At 70.0% G+C, this 17,174-nt stretch carries 15 protein-coding genes; 9 read left to right on the top strand and 6 right to left on the bottom strand.

Features of this window, described 5'->3' with window-relative positions; all coding sequences use genetic code 11:
- Positions 1–148: 148 nt before the first annotated feature.
- Together ABN273_RS49880 and ABN273_RS49875 are read left to right on the top strand one after the other, a co-directional pair.
- A complete protein-coding gene (locus ABN273_RS49880; RefSeq protein WP_349456701.1) occupies positions 149–859 on the top strand; it encodes a DUF3558 family protein in 711 nt (236 codons plus the stop codon).
- Positions 856–2,022: a DUF3558 family protein gene (locus ABN273_RS49875; RefSeq protein ID WP_349456700.1), complete on the top strand. Its 1,167-nt coding sequence runs from the start codon at positions 856–858 to the stop codon at positions 2,020–2,022. Before ABN273_RS49880 ends, ABN273_RS49875 begins: the two co-directional genes overlap by 4 nt.
- Here the strand turns inward: ABN273_RS49875 and ABN273_RS49870 are convergent.
- A complete protein-coding gene (locus ABN273_RS49870) occupies positions 1,937–2,566 on the bottom strand; it encodes a serine hydrolase domain-containing protein (protein WP_349456699.1) in 630 nt (209 codons plus the stop codon). The genes ABN273_RS49875 and ABN273_RS49870 overlap by 86 nt on opposite strands.
- A gap of 457 nt (positions 2,567–3,023) precedes the next feature.
- Between ABN273_RS49870 and ABN273_RS49865 the strand changes: the two genes are divergently transcribed.
- A complete protein-coding gene (locus ABN273_RS49865) occupies positions 3,024–5,279 on the top strand; it encodes a protein kinase domain-containing protein (RefSeq protein ID WP_349456698.1) in 2,256 nt (751 codons plus the stop codon).
- On the opposite strand, the gene ABN273_RS49860 is transcribed toward ABN273_RS49865, so the two are convergent.
- Both ABN273_RS49860 and ABN273_RS49855 read right to left on the bottom strand, forming a co-directional pair.
- A complete protein-coding gene (locus tag ABN273_RS49860; protein ID WP_349456696.1) occupies positions 5,276–6,202 on the bottom strand; it encodes a pirin family protein in 927 nt (308 codons plus the stop codon). The genes ABN273_RS49865 and ABN273_RS49860 overlap by 4 nt on opposite strands.
- Positions 6,203–6,362: 160 nt before the next feature.
- Positions 6,363–7,484, bottom strand: a complete 1,122-nt coding sequence (locus ABN273_RS49855; protein WP_349456695.1) for an MBL fold metallo-hydrolase — start codon at positions 7,482–7,484, stop codon at positions 6,363–6,365.
- An 840-nt stretch (positions 7,485–8,324) separates the two neighbouring features.
- On the opposite strand from ABN273_RS49855, the gene ABN273_RS49850 reads away from it, so the two are divergent.
- The 4 genes from ABN273_RS49850 to ABN273_RS49835 all read left to right on the top strand — a co-directional run bounded on the left by ABN273_RS49850 (position 8,325) and on the right by ABN273_RS49835 (position 11,900).
- Positions 8,325–9,683 (top strand): hypothetical protein, encoded by a 1,359-nt coding sequence (locus ABN273_RS49850; protein ID WP_349456694.1) that lies wholly within the window; start codon positions 8,325–8,327, stop codon positions 9,681–9,683.
- A 460-nt stretch (positions 9,684–10,143) separates the two neighbouring features.
- Entirely contained in the window at positions 10,144–10,719 is a 576-nt protein-coding gene (locus ABN273_RS49845) for a hypothetical protein (protein ID WP_349456693.1), read from the top strand.
- A gap of 322 nt (positions 10,720–11,041) precedes the next feature.
- On the top strand, positions 11,042–11,245 hold the full coding sequence (locus tag ABN273_RS49840; RefSeq protein ID WP_349456692.1) for a hypothetical protein: 204 nt from the start codon (positions 11,042–11,044) through the stop codon (positions 11,243–11,245).
- 97 nt (positions 11,246–11,342) lie between these two features.
- A complete protein-coding gene (locus ABN273_RS49835) occupies positions 11,343–11,900 on the top strand; it encodes a GNAT family N-acetyltransferase (RefSeq protein ID WP_349456691.1) in 558 nt (185 codons plus the stop codon).
- Positions 11,901–12,227: 327 nt separating this feature from the next.
- Here ABN273_RS49835 and ABN273_RS49830 read toward each other — a convergent pair whose 3' ends face one another.
- Together ABN273_RS49830 and ABN273_RS49825 are read right to left on the bottom strand one after the other, a co-directional pair.
- Positions 12,228–12,935: a DUF3152 domain-containing protein gene (locus ABN273_RS49830; protein ID WP_349456690.1), complete on the bottom strand. Its 708-nt coding sequence runs from the start codon at positions 12,933–12,935 to the stop codon at positions 12,228–12,230.
- Between the two features lie 80 nt (positions 12,936–13,015).
- Entirely contained in the window at positions 13,016–14,248 is a 1,233-nt protein-coding gene (locus tag ABN273_RS49825) for an NAD(P)/FAD-dependent oxidoreductase (RefSeq protein WP_349456689.1), read from the bottom strand.
- 104 nt (positions 14,249–14,352) lie between these two features.
- Between ABN273_RS49825 and ABN273_RS49820 the strand changes: the two genes are divergently transcribed.
- Together ABN273_RS49820 and ABN273_RS49815 are read left to right on the top strand one after the other, a co-directional pair.
- The gene (locus tag ABN273_RS49820; RefSeq protein WP_349456688.1) at positions 14,353–15,258 is read left to right on the top strand and encodes a hypothetical protein; all 906 of its coding nucleotides are present in this window, start codon (positions 14,353–14,355) and stop codon (positions 15,256–15,258) included.
- Positions 15,259–15,452: 194 nt separating this feature from the next.
- On the top strand, positions 15,453–15,866 hold the full coding sequence (locus tag ABN273_RS49815) for a GNAT family N-acetyltransferase (protein ID WP_349456686.1): 414 nt from the start codon (positions 15,453–15,455) through the stop codon (positions 15,864–15,866).
- A 42-nt stretch (positions 15,867–15,908) separates the two neighbouring features.
- Here ABN273_RS49815 and ABN273_RS49810 read toward each other — a convergent pair whose 3' ends face one another.
- The gene (locus ABN273_RS49810) at positions 15,909–16,910 is read right to left on the bottom strand and encodes an IS5 family transposase (protein ID WP_349456685.1); all 1,002 of its coding nucleotides are present in this window, start codon (positions 16,908–16,910) and stop codon (positions 15,909–15,911) included.
- Between the last annotated feature and the right edge of the window lie 264 nt (positions 16,911–17,174).

Genomic DNA, 17,174 nt, shown 5'->3' with positions numbered 1-17,174 from the left:
CGCCGAGCTTCCACCCTGACCCAAGGTCAACCTCAACCGTGATCTGGCTCACAGCTGCTTTCTTGGGGTTTGGGACAGCTCCGGGAGCAGGACGCCGGCCCAGGTGCTCCGTTGTTCCCCCGAGGCCGGCCTATGGCGTCCCGGCCTCATGGTCGTGTGCACCGATCAGCCGTGGCGGCTGGGGCGTCCCGCCGGTCAGGGGCGGCCCGGTGGGGACGTGCGGGGACCGGTCCCGGGACGGCGCCGCTACCGTGCCGATATGCCGCGATCCGATCTCGATCAGCGTCCTCGGGGCGGGCGCTCCCCCCGAAAAGCCGGACTTGTGCTTGTACTTGCCGTGAGCCTGCTCAGCGCCGGGTGTTCGAACGGGCAGGCCGGTCCGCGGCCATCGTCCCCCCATCCAACGTCCTCGTCCTCCGCCCCCGCCTCGTCCTCCGCCCCCGCCGCCGCGCAGCCGGGCAAGTACACCCAAGCGCAGTTGGCGTCGCGGCCGTGCCTCGCTCTCGACGAGCACGACCTCGCGGCTCTCGGAATCAGCAGCCCGGGGAAACAGGAGTCCGGCAAGCACGGGGCGGCGTGCTCGTGGAATTTGGCGGGCCAGAACGTCAGCCTCGCACTGGATCTACCACTGTCCTACGCGCGGACCATGACCAAGAACGGGCGCGTCTCGCAGGTGCCGGTGGGCCTGCACAAGGCCGTGCAGGCCGAGTTTCAGCGGATCTGCTTCATCTTCGTCGCGGTGGACGATGTCGATCGCTTGATCGGCACGACGACCATTCCGGACCCCGGGGTGTCGCAGGATACAACGTGTCCCGCGGGGGCGTCGGTCGCCGCTGCTGCCCTGGCCCATATCCGATGACGTCTCAGCTTGCACGTGGTCTGCGGCGCCTTGTTCGCAGGTCTCGAAGTGGCTCGCCAAGCGATCCCGTCGGCGCCGAACTGGCGGGCACCCGGCGCAGCTACGATGCGCACACGGCTGCATACGGGGGTTGGCGCGGCCGTACCACGGCGGCGGTATCGGCGGCGGCGTCGGCCATCGCGCTGTTCGCCGCGGGATGCTCCGCACAGGACAACGCGTCTTCGGGCGCTCCTGCTGACGCCTCGGCCGGCGCCCCACAATCCGCGCCCAGCACGGTCTCCCTGTCCGTCACCCCCGAGGAGCTGCGGGGCGCCGACCCTTGCAAGCTGATCGACGAGAATGTGCTGGCGGAGTTCGGGAAGGTCGAGTACGACAGGGGGATCAGCTACGGCCAGTGCGACATCCTGCTGGACGGACCGGACGACGAGTCCGTCTCGGTCTTCGTGGACCTGCAGGCCGGACCGAGCGAGGTGGCCGTGGGCGATCCGGCACCGACACCCGTACAACGGGACGGCGTCACCGTCTACGAGAACGAGGGCGTCGGCGAGCTCACCGGCGACAAGGACTGCACGCGGGACGTGGTGGTGCGGGAACGGATCGCGACGGTCGCGATCGGCGTCTACGGAGACGAGTCGGGCTCTCGCGCCTGCCGGATCGCCGACACCGCCGCCGGTGCCGTCATCCGCCTGCTCAAGTCCGGCGATCTTCCCTCCGCCCGCCACGCCCCGGACTCGCTGGCAAACCAGGACGCGTGCGAGCTGGTCAAAAAGAGCGAGGCGGCGCGCGTCCCGGACATCGACCCTGGCGAGCGGCACGCCGAGTTCACCGGCCAGAGCTGCACCTGGGGCGGCAAGAGCATCGACGAACCGCACCTGTACGTCCTCTTCCAGCACCTCGACGACGCGCTGGAGGGACGCCCGCTCACGGTCGGGGGACGCCCCGCGGCGGTGAACTACCGCCCCGCCGACGAGAACAGCACTCTGCTCGGGCCCAGCCTGCCGAGCTGCGCGGTCGACGTCGAGTACGGCGAGGCCGGGCCGACCGCCAAGGGCCGTACCGAGGTGGTCTCAGTGGGAGTCACCGGCGACTCGTCGAGGCAGGAGCTGTGCTCCCTCGCCCAGAAGCTGGCCCCCAAGGCCCTCGCCCGCCTCCCCAAGCCGTAGGCGCGCGCCGCACTCGGGGTGGCTGAGGCCGCCACGGGCGACGCGAACCTCTTCCCCGCGCCGCGCTCAGCCTGGCCCATCTACCGCCGTGCCGGTAGATCCGCCGGCCTGCGTGCTCGCGGACGCCGAGGGCCCACGCGTAGTCGAGCCGCGTGCCGTCGTCCAGGCGGCCGGGCGTCTGCAGGAGCGCGGAGACGCCCAGCTCGTCGCGTTCCAGGGCCTGGTTCCAGCGGATGAGGTCCGTGGCTGTGGACCAGACCCCGCCGTCGCCGAGGGACAGCGGTGCCGGGTAGTGCGGGTCGAGGGGTACGGCTCCGGGCGGATGCCGGGCCGGGCCAGGCCAGTACCGGCTGCTCGCCATCCCGAGCGGGGCGAACACGTGCTCGCGGGCGAAGTCGGGCAGCGGCCGGCTCGCCGCGCGTTCGATGATGACGGCCAGGCAGACGTAGCCGGCGTTGCAGTAGCGGTATTCGGTCCCCGGTGTGCTGACGAGGTGGTCGAGCCGGGCAAGTGCGCCCGCGGTGATGCCTTGAGCTGCCACCACACCGCGGACAGGATGTCGCTGTAGCCGGCCGGTTCATGAACCATCGACGGATTGAACCTTTCGATCACCGGCTCATTATTGAAGTGCTCCCGGCGAGGTGTACATCGATTTAAAATCACCGGCATCCTTCGAGATCCTCCCGATCTCGTGGTCAGGCTCCGCCGGGTCCTGAGCCTCCGCCCCTCCATCAACGCCTGCCTCAGCTCTGACATACACAAGAAGCTTCGACGACGGACGCTTCGCGTCTCGAAGTCGAGCAACTCGGGCCCCGCCGGAGAGACAAAGACCTCGAGCAACGCCCGATCGCGCGCACAATCCATCGCCTCGAACAGCTCGTCCCAGAGCCGGCCGGGGATCGCTCGCGGCGGCCCGGTTGACGTAAGGGAAGTACGCCGGCGAGAGGTGGGGGCACAATTCATGAAAGCGGTTTGCAAGATTAGCCGCCCATAATTCGCTTATGCCGTCGATAACTGAGCTCAGAGCAGGGGATCCGGCTGGTCTCGGGGGCTACGAGATCCGGGGGCGACTGGGAGAGGGCGCTCAGGGCGTCGTCTATCTAGGCGTGGATGAACAGGGGAGACGGGCGGCCGTCAAATGGCTGCGGGCCGAGCTGGCCGGTGACGGGGCAGCGGCGGAGCGGTTCGCCGGCGAGGTGGCGGCGGCACAGCGGGTGGCTCCGTTCTGCACCGCGAAGGTGCTGGACACCGGCGTGCACCAGGACCGTCCGTACATCGTCAGCGAGTACGTCGACGGGCCGACGCTCCAGCGAGCGGTGCGCGAGGAGGGGGCCCGCACCGGGCCCGCGCTGCACCGGCTGGCCATCGGCACCGCCACCGCGCTCGCGGCGATCCACCAGGCCGGCATCGTCCACCGCGACTTCAACCCCGCCAACGTGCTGCTGGGCAGCGAAGGGCCCCGGGTGATCGGCTTCGGCATCGCCACCGCGCTCGACGCCACCTCCAGCGCGACCGTGCCCGTGAGCGGCTCGTTGTCCCTGGCGCCCGAGCAACTCCTCGGCGATCCCGTCGGGCCGGCGGCCGACATGTTCGCCTGGGCGAGCACGATCGTCTTCGCGGCCGGCGGGACGGGGCCGTTCCAGGCCGACACGGTGCCCGCGACCCTGCAGCGGGTGCTGAACGGCGAGCCGGACCTGGCCCGGCTTCCGGGCTTCCTGCGGGAGCTGGTCGCGGCCTGCCTGTCGAAGGACCCCGCCCGCCGCCCGACGGCCGAGCAGGTGATCCACCGCCTCCTGGAGCACCCGGCCCCGATCCCCGACGGACTCCACCAGGCGGCCGCCACGGTCGGCGGCATCCCCGCGGCGACGGCTCCTGCGGCCACGGCTCCTGGGGCCACGGCTCCTGCGGGTGGTGCACCGCCGGCGGGTGGCGCGCCTTCGGTGGGAAGCGGACCTCGGTGGCAACCGCCCGGCGGCGATCAGCTCTCCGGGTCCGGCCTGCAGCCGTGGCCCGGCCAGCCGCCGTACCCTCAGCCGTCGCACCTCCAGTACCGCCCGGTGGCAGGCGACCAGCCGCCGCCTCCCGCCGGGCGGCCGGTCTTCGAGCCTCCCGCCCCCTTCGAGCAGCCGGGAACGCCACCCTGGACCATTCCGTACGGCCCCCCGCCCCCACCCCCGTCCAACAGGAAGAACTGGTTGATCGGCGGCGCGATCGCGGGCGTGGCGCTGGTGGCGGCCATCGCCATCGTCGTGGTCACCGTCATCAACCTGCCGTCCAAGAAGCAGGGAGCACTCCCCACACCCGTTCCCGCCACCACCACGACCTCCCCGAGCCCCACCGCGTCCCCGGTCCCGAGCGCGAACCTCACCCCGATCAGGCTCCCCGGCACCGCCGCCACGTTCTACGAGAGCCCGGACGACCCGGTCAGGCTCACGACGTACACGGTCAGGGACGCCAAGAGCAAGGAATGGGTGTACTACGCCCGCGAGTCCCTGACGGGAGCGTTCAGGAAGTATCAGGACCAGTGGGAGGCCATGCTCTCGCCCGACGGCCGCTACCTCGCCCAGCGCGGCAAGACCTTCATCGACCACTACGACACCGTGGAGATCACCGACAAGACGACGGGCGAGCAGTTCTCGGTCAGGACTACGAAGCAGCCGCTCAGCGCGTACATCCAGGCCTGGTCGCGCGACAGCACCCGCCTGCTGCTCAACGTCGGCAACCCGGTCAAGGACGTCTGGCAGTCGACCGGCTTCGCCATCCTGGACGTGGCCGCCAGGACGGCCACGATCGCCTCCCTCAGGGAGGGCTCGCTGAAGGACATCAGGTACGGCTTCGACGGCGCGGACACCGGCGTGGTCGCCATGTCGAACGACACCGACCAGCAGGCCCTGCGTTTCTTCGACGCCGGCGGCACGCGCGTCCGCCGCATCCCGAACGTGGGCGCCGGCATAGCCGACGCGCTGTTCTCCCCGTCGGGCGGGCTGTTCGTCACCGACTGTCCCGGCCTGAACAGCGGCAACAACTGCGTGTACGACGCGCAGACCGGAGCCGAGGTCAAGCGGATCGAGTCGCCCTGCAACGGCCTGGCCACCTGGTTCGACGACGATCATCTGGTCTGCTGGGTGAGCCCGGACGGCACGGGCGAGCGGCAGCAGATCCAGGTGATCGACTTCACCGGCAAGGTGGTGCGCCTGCTGGCCGAGGTCCCGGTCGGGGCCGCCGACCTCAGCGTCGTCTACACGTACCGGAGCTAGCGCACCCGCCCGCGCGGCTTCAGCCGGGTGGCCGGCAGGACGGGCGCGGGGAGCGGCGCGCCGTCGAACCCCTCGACGGCGCCGAACCCCTCGCCCTCCATCCAGTCCTTCCTGAACGCGGCGATCTCCTCGTGGGAGCGGCCCACGAAGTTCCACCACATGACGATCTCCTCGCCGAACGGCTCCCCGCCGATCAGCAGCACCCGCCCGCGCCCCGACAGCCGCAGCCCGGACCGCCCCGGCGGCAGGTACGTCAGCGACCCGGGCGACACCTGCTCGACCGCGCCGTCGAGCAGCAGCACCCCGTGCTCGAACCCGGGTGAGAGCGGCACCTCGCACGCGCCGTCGACCGCGATCTCGGCCCCGACCAGCGGGCTGAAGGCGGTGGCGGGGGAGGAGACCCCGCCCAGCGACCCCATGATCACGGTCGCCTCGAAACCGGGCCTCGCCAGCGTGGGCAGCACCGGATGGTGCTCGAACGCGGGCCCGGTGTGCCGGTGCTCGCCGGGCAGCGCCACCCACAGCTGCACCCCGTGCAGCACGGTCTCCGGCGACTCCTCCGAATGCGAGATGCCGCGACCGGCGGTCATGAGGTTGAGCTGCCCGGGGCGTACCTCCTGCAGGGTGCCCAGGCTGTCGCGGTGCAGCACCTCGCCCGCGACCAGCCAGCTGACGGTCTGCAGGCCGGTGTGCGGGTGCGGCGGCACCCGCATCGTCGCCCGCTCCGGCCCGAAGGCGTCCACGAAGCACCACGCGCCGATCATGCGCCGGTGCGCGCCCGGCAGAGTCCTGCTCACGGTCATCGCGCGCGGCCCGCCCAGCGGCACCGCGCGCCCCACCAGCAGCTCGCCGGCGGCCTCCACGTCGGGGCCCGCGTCGGCGCCGCAGCGGATCTCCTGCGGGTCAAGCTCGAGGTTGCTCACCCCAAGACTGTACGGGGGGGTCCTCGGCCCACGCCCAGGCCGCCCCGCCACGCCGGACCGCCCGACCGGCCGACCGGCCGAGCGGGAGACCCGGCGACAGGTCTCCCGCTCAAAGCAGGTCAGTGGGAGACGCGGCGACAGGCCGCCCACTCGAAGCGGGTCAGCTGAGGATCTCCCACCAGCCCTCCACCGCCTGGGCGTCGGAGGTCTCGACGGCCTCACCGGGCCGGGGTACGACGATCTTGACGTCCCGGGCCTTGGCCTCCCGCCACAGCCGTTCCACCGGCTCCGCCCACGGGTGCAGCGCCAGCGTGAACGTCGCCCAGTGGACGGGCAGCAGCAGCTGGCCGCCCAGGTCGAGGTGGGCGTTGACGGCCTCCTCCGGGTTCATGTGGATGTCCGGCCAGGCGGGGCTGTAGGCGCCGATCGGCATCAGCGTCAGGTCGAACGGCCCGTGCTCCGACCCGATCCCGCGATAGCCCTCGAAATAGCCGGAGTCGCCCGCGTAGAAGACCCGCTTGTTCGCCCCCGCCACCACCCAGGACCCCCACAACGTGTCATTGCGGGTGAAGGCCCGGCCGGAGAAGTGCCGGGCCGCCGTGGCGACGAAGCGCAGCCCCGCCACCTGGGCCTCCTCCTCCCAGTCGAGCTCGATGATCCGGTACGCCGGCACGCCCCACCGCTCGAGGTGCGCCCCGATGCCCAGCGGCACCAGGAACGGGGCCTTCTGCGTCCTGAGCAGGGAGCGCACGGTCGCCAGGTCGAGGTGGTCGTAGTGGTCGTGCGAGATGACGACCGCGTCGATCACGGGCAGCTCGCCGATCTCGATGGGCATCGGGTGGTGCCGCTTGGGGCCGACGAGCTGCGACGGGGAGGGGCGCTTGCTCCACACCGGGTCGAACAGCACCCGCTTGCCCTCGATCTCCACCAGCGTGGAGGCGTGGCCGTACCAGACCGCGCGGACGCCCTCGGCGGGTGGCGGATCGGACGGCGGGACGCGCAGCGGGACGATGCCGCCGGGGCGGCGCTGCTCCTTGTTCCTGGCCAGTTCGCCGAGCAGGCCGGCGGGCGGGGTGGTCATCAGGTTGGTCGGCTCCGGCATCGGGTTGACGAACGTGCCGTCCCTGAACTGCGGCGAACGCCGCATCCTCGCCACCCGGTCCGGCCCCGAGGCCAGAGGCCGCACGCCCAGCTCGGCGGGGACCTCGCGCAACGCCCAGCCCGCCGCGGCCAGGGTCACGCCACCCACGAGGATCCGCCGTGCCGTCCGCATTCCTGCCATCGCCCACACTCCCCTGGAAAGTCTGTCCATCCCGCCCAACCGAACGGGATTCCCCTGTGTTCCCGGCTATACGATATATCGCGATAGGTCAGACCGCGCAGATTGTCCCCGCCGTTTGTTGCTCCCGGCGTCGGGCGACAGCCGCGTCACCAGAGCGGCGACCTGTTCCGGTCCGATGAACCTACCGGTCATCGCTCCCGCACCCGACGGCAGCCCCTGCCGGCGACCGCGCGTGCCGGGGGTGTAGTGCTGGCAGGAACCGTGGCCCACAGCCCAGGTCCGGCTGGAAGGGACAGCCGGTTGACATAAAGCTGGATATAGAGCAGTGCAACCTGCGAAACCGCTAGAATCGCGTTCTCGTGCCGCATCCCACGGCCTGATTCCACGTGACTTTACGATGCTCACGCGGCAAAGTACGGCCGCGCCAACCCCGATCTCCTGCGCAAACGCGTCCTGCCCGACTGGCGAGGGTTCGATCACGGAATGTGCGCCTGATGCAGTATTCACGCGCCGTCGACAACGCTCCTTACGGTGGTGATCCACAAGGAGATTCCGCCGGGCGACGTACAGGGGAAGCGGCATGAAACCCACTAATCCCAAGAGCGGTAAGTCTCGGGCACGAAAAAGACTTGGCGCCCGCGGACTTGCTCCAGCGCCGCCGACCTCGATCGCCTCCTTGATCAGCTGACCGGCGCGAGCACCGAGGCCAAGGCCGAGGGCGGCACGACGCTGACCAAGACGAAGCGGGACCTGCAAGTCAAACTCACTCCGACGCCCATGACGACCGACCGGCCATCCCCTCCCGAAGTCCACCCCATGGTTTTGGCCAACCGGTCCGAGATGATCACGCGCATCGTCGAGGCGCTGGACAAACGGGACCCCAGAATCGACCTCGGCATGATCAAGGCGAAAGACTTGGAGGCCCGCACGGCCAAGGACGAGATCTTCGGCGAAGCCCTGGGAGTTATGGAATGGCTAGGCCTGGATGAGCCAGTGACGCGGGCCATGTCGGCGATGGCCACCCACCCGCTGGAGCGGCGCGCCATCCTCGACGGCATGGCGGAGGCCGTCAGAACGGGGAACGTCAACGAATACATGGCGTGGATGGAGCAGCTCGACCTACAAGGCAGGCTGGCTGGGCACGAGGCCGCCCGCCAGATCCGCGAGCGCAAGATCGAGGAGTTGCAGGCGCTGTCCCTCGAGGCCAAGCGCAACCTGCTCCGCGACCTCCTCTCTGCCGGGGTGAACATCGACCAGGCCGAGCGCGTCGAGGCCCTCAGCCGCCTGTATCCGCTGATGGAGCTCGATCCGGGATTCGAGCAGCGGGATCAGGGCATCCGGCTCAAGGTCGTCAACAGGATTCGCGAGGAGTTACGCGGTGACATGCGCCGCTGGCACCGCCTGACGGACGAGGAACGGCAGAGCGCCCTCGCGCGGGCCGCCGCCATCCACGCCGAGGAATTCAGCATGTCCCACCGGACACCGAAGATCACTCTCAGCGACACGAAGAGCGGGTCGGGTGTACGGGACTACGGCGCGTACGATCGGCTGGAGGGCGAGATCAAGGTCAACCACAGACACAGGGGGTGGAGCGACCTCGACCAAGCCCTCGACACTGCCATCCACGAGGACACCCACAACTATCAGGAGTGGCTCGGGACGAAGCTGACGGACCAGAGCATCAAGCCCGGCCACCCCGACTATCTGCAGGCATCGCTCTTCGCCCTGAACGACGGGCTCGCGTACGTCGACGGCGTGAACTTCCCGATCTACAAGAGCCAGCCCATGGAACGCCACGCCTGGCTGGCGGGCGGCGAGGTACGGAACCTGTGGCTGGCGGAGGCGCAGGCCGAGGCCCAGGCCGTGCTGAACGAGCTCAGACTGGGCGGGCTCGAGCGATACCGCTATTGGGAACAGCTCGAGGATGCCGTGACGGGCAAGAACACCACATCGATCTTCAGAGACATCGACGACGCCAAGAAGTTCCTGGAGGACGAAAGGAAGGCCAAGGAGGACGAAGCGTTGCGTCAGCGGTACATCGACGAGCTGAGGATCATCCAGGCCCACCCCAAGATCCAGAGCGAAGCGTACAAGATCGACACGCTGGTCACCTTGACGCTGAGGTACCGCATCTCGACGGAGGAACTCCAGCAGGAGGTTGAGGCCTGGCGGGCGAAGACGACCGCCGAATCGACGTGACCAGGCGAACCCACCCCGCGTCCCGGACCGGCTGCTCGCCCGGGCCGGGCGAGCAGCCGGAGCAAAGTGCGGGGAGCGCTCCTTGTGCGGCCGCTGATTTCCACAAGGGTTACGTGATCCCGGTGATGGCGTCCGGTGAGGGCTTGACGTAGCGCCGCAGGTTCTCCGGTTCGTTGTGCCGGGATTCGGCCATCAGCATCAGCAGGCTCGGAGCCGGCGGCGTCGGTGTCGCGGGCGGCCTGGATCAGGTCGGGCTCGACGTCGGCCAGCCAGTCGCGCAGGTCGGCCAGCAGGGCCAGGGCGGCCAAGGCCTCATCACCGGAAGGCCGGTGACTGCCGGGGGAGCGGTGCGGGTCGGTCAGCATGTGTACATTGGTGATCTTGCCTACGTCGTGCACGGCGCACCCAGACGGCACGAACCGGGTCAGCGATGACGGATCGGTCATCGCCACGATGGCAGATGGGCATGCAGTTCGGCGCGCATCCGCTCGCGTTCGGCGTCGGCGCGGGAGGGGTCCCGGTCATCGTTGGGATGATGAATGCCATGACGGCTTTACGCGCGCTGGCTGGCGGAAGGGATGCTCCTCCTCCCAGGGAGAAGGAGGTCGAGGTCCGGTCCGCTAGAAGGAGGGCCGAACAGGTACTCGTTGCGGCCCTTGGACTATTGGCCGCCTCTTGTTCGGCATCAGGCAGATGGGCGCGCTCGCTGGCGCCGGTCGCCGCCACCGTGCTGCTGGCCGCCTGCTCCTCTGACGAGCCGCACACGCTCACCTTCGATGTCACGGGCGAGGGGAGTTTCGCCATCACGTACGTCATCAACGGCCGCTCCACGACCGAGCCCCAGGTGAGGCCTCCCTGGCGGAAGGACATCACCCTCGCTGAACAGGGCGAGGACACCTGGAGCCTTTCCATACGGCGCCTGGGCGCCGGCTCGGTGAGCGCCGTTGCCTACGTCGACGGCCAGCTCATCACTAGCACCGCAGGCTCGGGATCAAGCGGCGGCGGCACCAGCAGCCTTAGCGGCTCCGTCGGCTGACCTACCCTCCCGAACCCACTGAACGCTGACGTCCCTGACAGGCCCTTGGCCCAGATACGCCCAGAACCCGCATTGAGTGGATCTTGGTTCGCGTTTCCCCTGGTCAGGGCGCGGCCAGAATGCGTGGTGATGACGCTCCGCCTCAGCAGTCGCGCCATGGGCGTGATGATCAACGGCCGGTGGCATGCCGAGGGTGGGGAGAGGGCCTGGACAGGGGACGGCATTCGCCCGCCTGCCGTCCGAGCGACGGCCGAACCCCTGGTCGTATGCACTCTTGAGCTGGGCAAATGAGAGTTGGCGGGAAGGGCGGCAAGGTGGCTGTATGCGCCGGGTCTCAACGGAGTCGAAGGTACGGCCGGTCGTCGTCGTCCGGCGGCTCGTGGTCACCACGGTGGCGCTCGGCCTGGTGTCGTGGGGGCTGCAGATGTTCGCCGACGATCTGGGGATCGCTCCGACGACGTTGGAGACTCACCGATGGGTGGCCTCTCGCATGCTGTGGCATCCCTTCTCCGCGGGTGCCGGGTAAGATCCGGGAGTTTGAAGCGAGCCGTGGTCCGGGATGAGAGCGCCGCGGCCCGCGAGTGTGGCGAGCGCATTCGCGAGACCGTCCGAGGGGGCACCACATGACGCAGCAGGGGACCATCGCGATAGAGCGCATGGACGGATCAGCCGCCGCGCAGGCCGAGGACGCGTTCAGGCTGATCTATGCCGAAGCGTTCGCCGAGCCTCCCTACAACGAGACCGAGGACGACGTCGCCGCCGCCTTCCGCCGTTTCCCCTCCCAGGCCCGCAAGCACAACTTCCGCGCTGCCTTGGCCCGTACCGAGGACGGCAAGCCGGTCGGCATGGCGTACGGCTACCCGCTCGACCCCGACACGGGCTGGTGGGACGAACTGACCGAGCCGGTGCCCGACGAGATGCGACGGGAGGACGGACACCGCACCTTCGGGCTGATGGAACTTGCCGTGCGCGGACCGTGGCGCGGGCAGGGCATCGCGCGGCGTCTGCACGAGACGCTGCTCGACGGCATTGAGGCCGAGCGGGTGCTGTTGAACGTCCACCCGGGCAGCAAGGCGGCGTCGGCTGCCTACCGGGCCTGGGGATACCGCAAGATCGGCGAGGCGCGGCCATGGGGGACAGGCGCGGACCTCCATGACGTGATGCTGCTCGACCTGCACTGAAAGCAGCCTTATGAACGGAGCCTGTGGTCTCGCCGGCTGCAGGACCACAAGCCGTCGAGAACAGGCACTCAGTCCTGCCCGCCCTCGTCGTCCTCGTCCAGCTCACGCGCCGAATCAGCCGCTTGAACCGCGGATACGCCGTCCGCTCGATCGAGGTCACCCGCCGCCGCCCTTCTCCCCAAAGCCCGGCCTCACCCCCCGATCCACCGCGCTCGCCGTAGCGGCGGTCTCATCCCACCCGCCCCGAAGTCACCGAACCGCAACCCGGGCACCTTCAAGATCGCGATTGTGGCTTTTGGGCTTACCTTGGTTACACCCCTGCCGCGGTCATCGCTGCCGATCTTCGTTTTCGCCCGCTGTGCGGTCAGGGAAGGGCCACGGGTTGGGGCGGCAGCGGCCCAGCGACTTCGACTGCTGGGTCATGACGGGGGCCAGGCGCCCGGGCCCCGGGCAGGAGCGGTGCTCGTGGCCCAGGCTGTGGCCGACCTCGTGGCTGATCAGATAGTTCCGGTACGCGGCCAGGTCGCCGCCGTACTGCGGGACGCCCTTGGCCCAGCGCCGGGCGTTGATGATCGAGCGCTCGCCGTTCCAGCAGGACAGTTCGCCACCCGTGCGGAGGGGACGGCACTGGCGGACGGTGAGCCCAGGGCTCGACAGGGCGACTCGAACGTGCACCGGGCCGTGGTCGACGCGCTCGAAACGCGCCCAGCCGCGCGAGTCGTTGAGCGTGCGGTGCACCTGAGCGGCGAACGCGTCCGGATCGAACGGCAGGCCGAGCTCCACCTCGACCAGGTACCGCACCACCTCCCCGCGTCCCCGCCTGGGCGGCGCGCCGCCGGGCACGACCTCGTAAACGCCCGCGGCCTCGTACGGGACCTTCACCTCCGCGGCCGGCCGCTTGACTGGATGCCTTCTGGGCGCGGGGGGAGGCTTCGGGGGCACGGTCGGCGGGGAAGGCAGGGGAGGCGGCGGCGGGGGCGGCGCGGTGGCGCAGGACACCAGCAGGAGCAGCATCAAGAGTGCGAGCAGCGGCAACGCGGCCTCCCCACGGGCTCATGGTGGGGAGGATTCCGATGTTACGTGCACGCTTGTCGAGCTTTTCCGTCAGGGGCGGCTCAGGCGGGGGCGTAGGGCGTGATGTCGATGGGCGGCTCCTCGCCGAGGGCGAGCGCGGCGGCGATCTCGCCGGTGAACGGGCCCGCCGTCAGCCCGTACGCGCTCAGGCCCGTCGCCACCACCACGCGTCCGCCCAGCCGGCCGATGAGGGCCCGGCCGGGGGCGTACACGGGGCGCAGGCCGACCCTGGCCTCGGTCACCGTCGCCGCGAACAGCCCGGGCGCCACTCGCAGCCCCGCCCTGATCACCTCGTCGAGCCCGCCCATGGTGACGCGCGGCGCGAACCCCACGTCCTCCACGGTCGCGCCGATGACGACGCGCGAGTCGGGGAAGCCCAGCAGGTACGGGCCGACCCTCGGCAGCACCATCGGCCACCACGCGGTGTCGACGCCTTCCATGGTGACGTGCAGGATCTGCCCCCGCCGGGGGAAGACCGAAAGCTCCACACCCAGGGGCCGGCACACCTGGCCCGTCCACGCCCCCGCGGCCACGATCACGCCGTCGGCCTCGAGCCGTACGCCCTCGTCGGCGAACCGGGGAGCTCTCGTGGACGTGGGTCCCTGCGCCGCCGCGGGCGCCAGCGGCGCGCCCTTTCGCCAGGACCCGCCCTGCCCCGCGGCTTCCCCCGGGGCGCCCTCAGGGGGCGGGGGTGCGGCCGGGGCGGTCTCCGTGACGGCCTCGCGGGCCAGGGCGTGCAGGTAGACCTCGCCGTCCGGGGTGAGGGTCGCGGCACCCGTACGCACCTCCGCGCCATGAGCCACGGCGGCGCGCAGCAGCGCGTCGCGCACCGAGCAGCCGTCCACCCGGGCGGCGCCCGGCACGAGCAGCGCGCTCAGAGTGTCGGACAGCGGCGGGAACAACTCGGACGGGGTGTCCACGTCGATGACCTCCCCCATCTCCGGCGCGCCGGGATAGCGGCGGCGCAGCAGACCGCGCACCGGCTCCAGATCGGCCGGGTCCTCGGCCACCAGCAGGGCGCCCACCTTGGCGTACCCGATGTCCTCGCCCAGCGCCTCCACCAGCCCGGGGTAGTGGCGGGCGCCCTCGCGGGTGAGCCGGTACCAGTCGTCGTCCTCCGGATGGTCCACCCAGGGACACACGATGCCCGCCCCCGCCTGGGTCGCCTCGCCCCGGTACCCGCCGTCCACCACGGTCACCGCCGCCCCGCGCAGGCTGAGGTAGTAGGCCGCGCTCGCTCCGACGATGCCGCTCCCGATGACCACAACACGCATGCGTACAATGATCGCAGCCTCGCTGACCTCGTCTGATGCCGGGATCCCTCCGCGGCCGGGCACCCCTGTAGGGCACCTGGATTTCCGGCGGTTATGGTCGGCGCATGGACGTCGCCGTCACAAGGATCGAGCTGCCGAGCCCAGTCCGGGCGGCCGCGTCGGACGGCACCTCGGTCTGGTGCGCGGGGGCCGGCGGGGTGCGTGCGTACACGACGTCCGGCACGCCGCTGGACGCCGGGGACGAGGCCGGCGAGCTGCCGGAGTTACGGTCGCTGGCGGCGGTGCCGGGCACGGTGTCCGGCACGGCGGGCATGCCCGGGGCGCTGGCGGGGACCGTCGTGATGCCCAGGACGTTCGCCACGGCCCCGCCCGTGGACTCCTTGCCGCAGGGCTCCCTGGCGGGGGCCTCGGCCGACCGGGTGTACTGGCTCGACCAGCGCGGCGTGCCGGTCGCCAGCGCACGCTTCAACGGCAGGGTGCTCGCGGGCGGCGGCGAGATCTGGGCGGTCGGCGCCGGCCAGGCCCGCAGGCTCATCGAGCCCGGCCACCTCGGCGAGCCGGTGGCGTTACCCGGCCTGGACCTGTGCGCGGTCCAGGGCGAGCGCCTGTGGTGGACGTCGAAACGCGACACCCTGCTGCGCGGCGGCCCCAGGGAGGTGGACCTGGGCACGCGCGAGCGCGGCAGCATGATCGTGTGCGCGGGCTCCCTGTGGATCAGCGTGGCGGGCGGGCTGCTGCGGGTCTCCGCCTGGTCGGGCGAGCCCCGGCGGTTCGTGGGCGTTCCCGCGGGCCTGGTGCCGTTCCTGGCCTGCGCCAACGGTGTGCTGGCCGGTGGGGGACGTGACCTGTTCGCGCTCGCCCCGGCGGCCGGCGCTGCCGTCCGCGTGATCCGGCTGGGGCTCAAGGCGCCGCTCAGGCTGATGATCGCGGCCGGCAAGCACGTCTGGGCCTTTCCCAGGGGCCGCCCTCAGGCCCTGATCGTGCCGATCGGAGATCTAGGACCTGTATGAGGTTTAAATCATGAAGTTGTTCAGCGCTGATCATTCAGCTTGGTGGGTCATCGCTGGATCAGAGCCTCCCGCGCCCCAGCTCGTTCCCCTATGGGATGCTCTGCGCCATGGAGATTAGAAACGGCAAAATTGACGACGTTGTCCCTATCGTTGCTCTGCACGTAGACAGTTGGCGTTCGGCGTATGCGGGGATCATGCCCGACAGCTTCCTGAACGGGCCCCTGACCGATGACCGGCTCACGCTGTGGCGGGAACGGCTGGCTTCGCCTGTGCAGGGTTCAGGGCTGTTCGTCGCTCACGACGATGGAGAGCTGCTTGGCTTTGTCTACCTGTTTCCGGCTCCCGATGAGCGGATCCTGCTTGACAACCTCCACGTGCGGCCGGTGAGCATAGGCTCAGGCATTGGAACGCAACTGCTACGGCGGGGGCTGGCGTGGGCGGCGGACGAGCACCCCGGCAGGGAGGTCTATCTGGAGGTACTCAGTGCGAACACGCGCGCCATCGCCTTTTACGAACGACACGGCGCACGCCGCACGGACGAGCGGATATGCCGTTTCCAGCAGGGTTTCGAGCTGCCCGAGTTCGAGTACGCCTGGCCGATGAACTGATCGGTTGGATGCACCCTCGGGCCTGCACGGGACTTCGGATCTTCAGATGGGTTGAAGGCTTCGGATCCACAAGATGGCTCCGCGTAGATGAAGGCCGGCGAGGTAGCTTTCGGGGGTCTTGTCGAAGCGGAAGGCCAGTCCTCGCCACTCCTTGATCCGATTAATGCAGCGTTCCGCCGTGTTGCGCTGCTTGTAGAGATCTGGATCATGGCTGATCGGGCGGCCACCGCGGGAGCCGCGCTTCTTGCGGTGTGCCGCCTGGTCGCTCTTCTCCGGGATGACCGCCTTGATGCCGCGTCGGCGCAGGTAGGCGCGATTGCCGCGGGAGGAGTAGGCCTTGTCAGCGGCCACCGCTCCCGGGCGGGTGCGCGGGCGGTCGACAGGCAGGCGGACCCTGATCCGGGACAGCACGGCGCGAAACTGCGGGCTGTCGCCGGCTTGGCCCGGGGTCAGCACGAAGGACAGCGGACGGCATCGCCGGTCGGCGGACAGATGGACCTTGCTGGTCAGCCCACCCCGCGACCGGCCCAGCTCGGCCGCCTTCAGCCGTATTCTGCGCCGCAGTCGTAACCGCCGGCGTCCGCCCCCATCCCCCGTCCCGGTCTTCGTCGGGTCCGCCGCCCCGGCCGTCTTGGGGGTTTTGCCCCTTTGGCGTAGCCCCTTTTCCTGCTTGGTGGCCTCCTCCAGCGCCTTCACCAACTCTCCGTCCAGGACCATCCCGGCGGCGTGGTGGTGGGCACGGGCGGTGGTGGAGTCCACACTGACCAGGTCAAGGTCGACCTGCCCTCGGGCAGCGGCCTCGGCGATCATCGCCTGCATCAGTTGCTCGAAGAGGCCCGTCTTCGCCCACGACCGGAACCGGTCATAGGCAGTGGACCACGGCCCGTACTCGGCGGGCAGATCCCGCCACGGGCTGCCGGTACGGAAACGCCACATCACCGCATTGAACTGCTGCCGCAGATCCGGGATTGAGCCCCGCTCACCCAGAGGCAGGTGAGGCTCGATCAAGAACCATTCCTCATCGGTGAGGTCTCCACGGGCCATGGCGATGGCCTACCAGGATCCCGGCCAAGGCGCAGGCGAATCCCCCTGATCTCAACTCCGTACAGGCCCTAGGAGTGTCCTGAAGATCTTGGTGGCCTTTTCAGACTGGAATCGGGGATTCACACTCGGGTCATGACGGGCCGTTGGAGGGTTCCGGCCGGGCCTGAGGTGTGGGTCGTGTGCCGAGAGCTGATCCCGGCCGGGAGCGTGTTCGCGTTCCTGGCCGAACACCGGCGAGCGTTGTTCCCGCCGGAGGCGTTCGCG

It is taken from the genome of Nonomuraea sp. B19D2 (assembly GCF_040137845.1).
In the GTDB taxonomy this organism is placed as follows: Bacteria; Actinomycetota; Actinomycetes; order Streptosporangiales; family Streptosporangiaceae; genus Nonomuraea.
This window is presented reverse-complemented; position numbering and strand designations above follow the sequence as displayed.

What these genes read in the sequence shown, in the direction of transcription:
- ABN273_RS49840 (WP_349456692.1), top strand. Translation starts at nt 11,042, where the DNA reads ATGCGCCGGGTCTCAACGGAGTCGAAGGTACGGCCGGTCGTCGTCGTC.
- ABN273_RS49845 (WP_349456693.1), top strand. Translation starts at nt 10,144, where the DNA reads ATGGGCATGCAGTTCGGCGCGCATCCGCTCGCGTTCGGCGTCGGCGCG.
- ABN273_RS49815 (WP_349456686.1), top strand. Translation starts at nt 15,453, where the DNA reads ATGCCCGACAGCTTCCTGAACGGGCCCCTGACCGATGACCGGCTCACG.
- ABN273_RS49825 (WP_349456689.1), bottom strand. Translation starts at nt 14,248, where the DNA reads ATGCGTGTTGTGGTCATCGGGAGCGGCATCGTCGGAGCGAGCGCGGCC.
- ABN273_RS49820 (WP_349456688.1), top strand. Translation starts at nt 14,353, where the DNA reads ATGGACGTCGCCGTCACAAGGATCGAGCTGCCGAGCCCAGTCCGGGCG.
- ABN273_RS49855 (WP_349456695.1), bottom strand. Translation starts at nt 7,484, where the DNA reads ATGGCAGGAATGCGGACGGCACGGCGGATCCTCGTGGGTGGCGTGACC.
- ABN273_RS49810 (WP_349456685.1), bottom strand. Translation starts at nt 16,910, where the DNA reads ATGGCCCGTGGAGACCTCACCGATGAGGAATGGTTCTTGATCGAGCCT.
- ABN273_RS49835 (WP_349456691.1), top strand. Translation starts at nt 11,343, where the DNA reads ATGACGCAGCAGGGGACCATCGCGATAGAGCGCATGGACGGATCAGCC.
- ABN273_RS49875 (WP_349456700.1), top strand. Translation starts at nt 856, where the DNA reads ATGACGTCTCAGCTTGCACGTGGTCTGCGGCGCCTTGTTCGCAGGTCT.
- ABN273_RS49865 (WP_349456698.1), top strand. Translation starts at nt 3,024, where the DNA reads ATGCCGTCGATAACTGAGCTCAGAGCAGGGGATCCGGCTGGTCTCGGG.
- ABN273_RS49880 (WP_349456701.1), top strand. Translation starts at nt 149, where the DNA reads ATGGTCGTGTGCACCGATCAGCCGTGGCGGCTGGGGCGTCCCGCCGGT.
- ABN273_RS49850 (WP_349456694.1), top strand. Translation starts at nt 8,325, where the DNA reads ATGATCACGCGCATCGTCGAGGCGCTGGACAAACGGGACCCCAGAATC.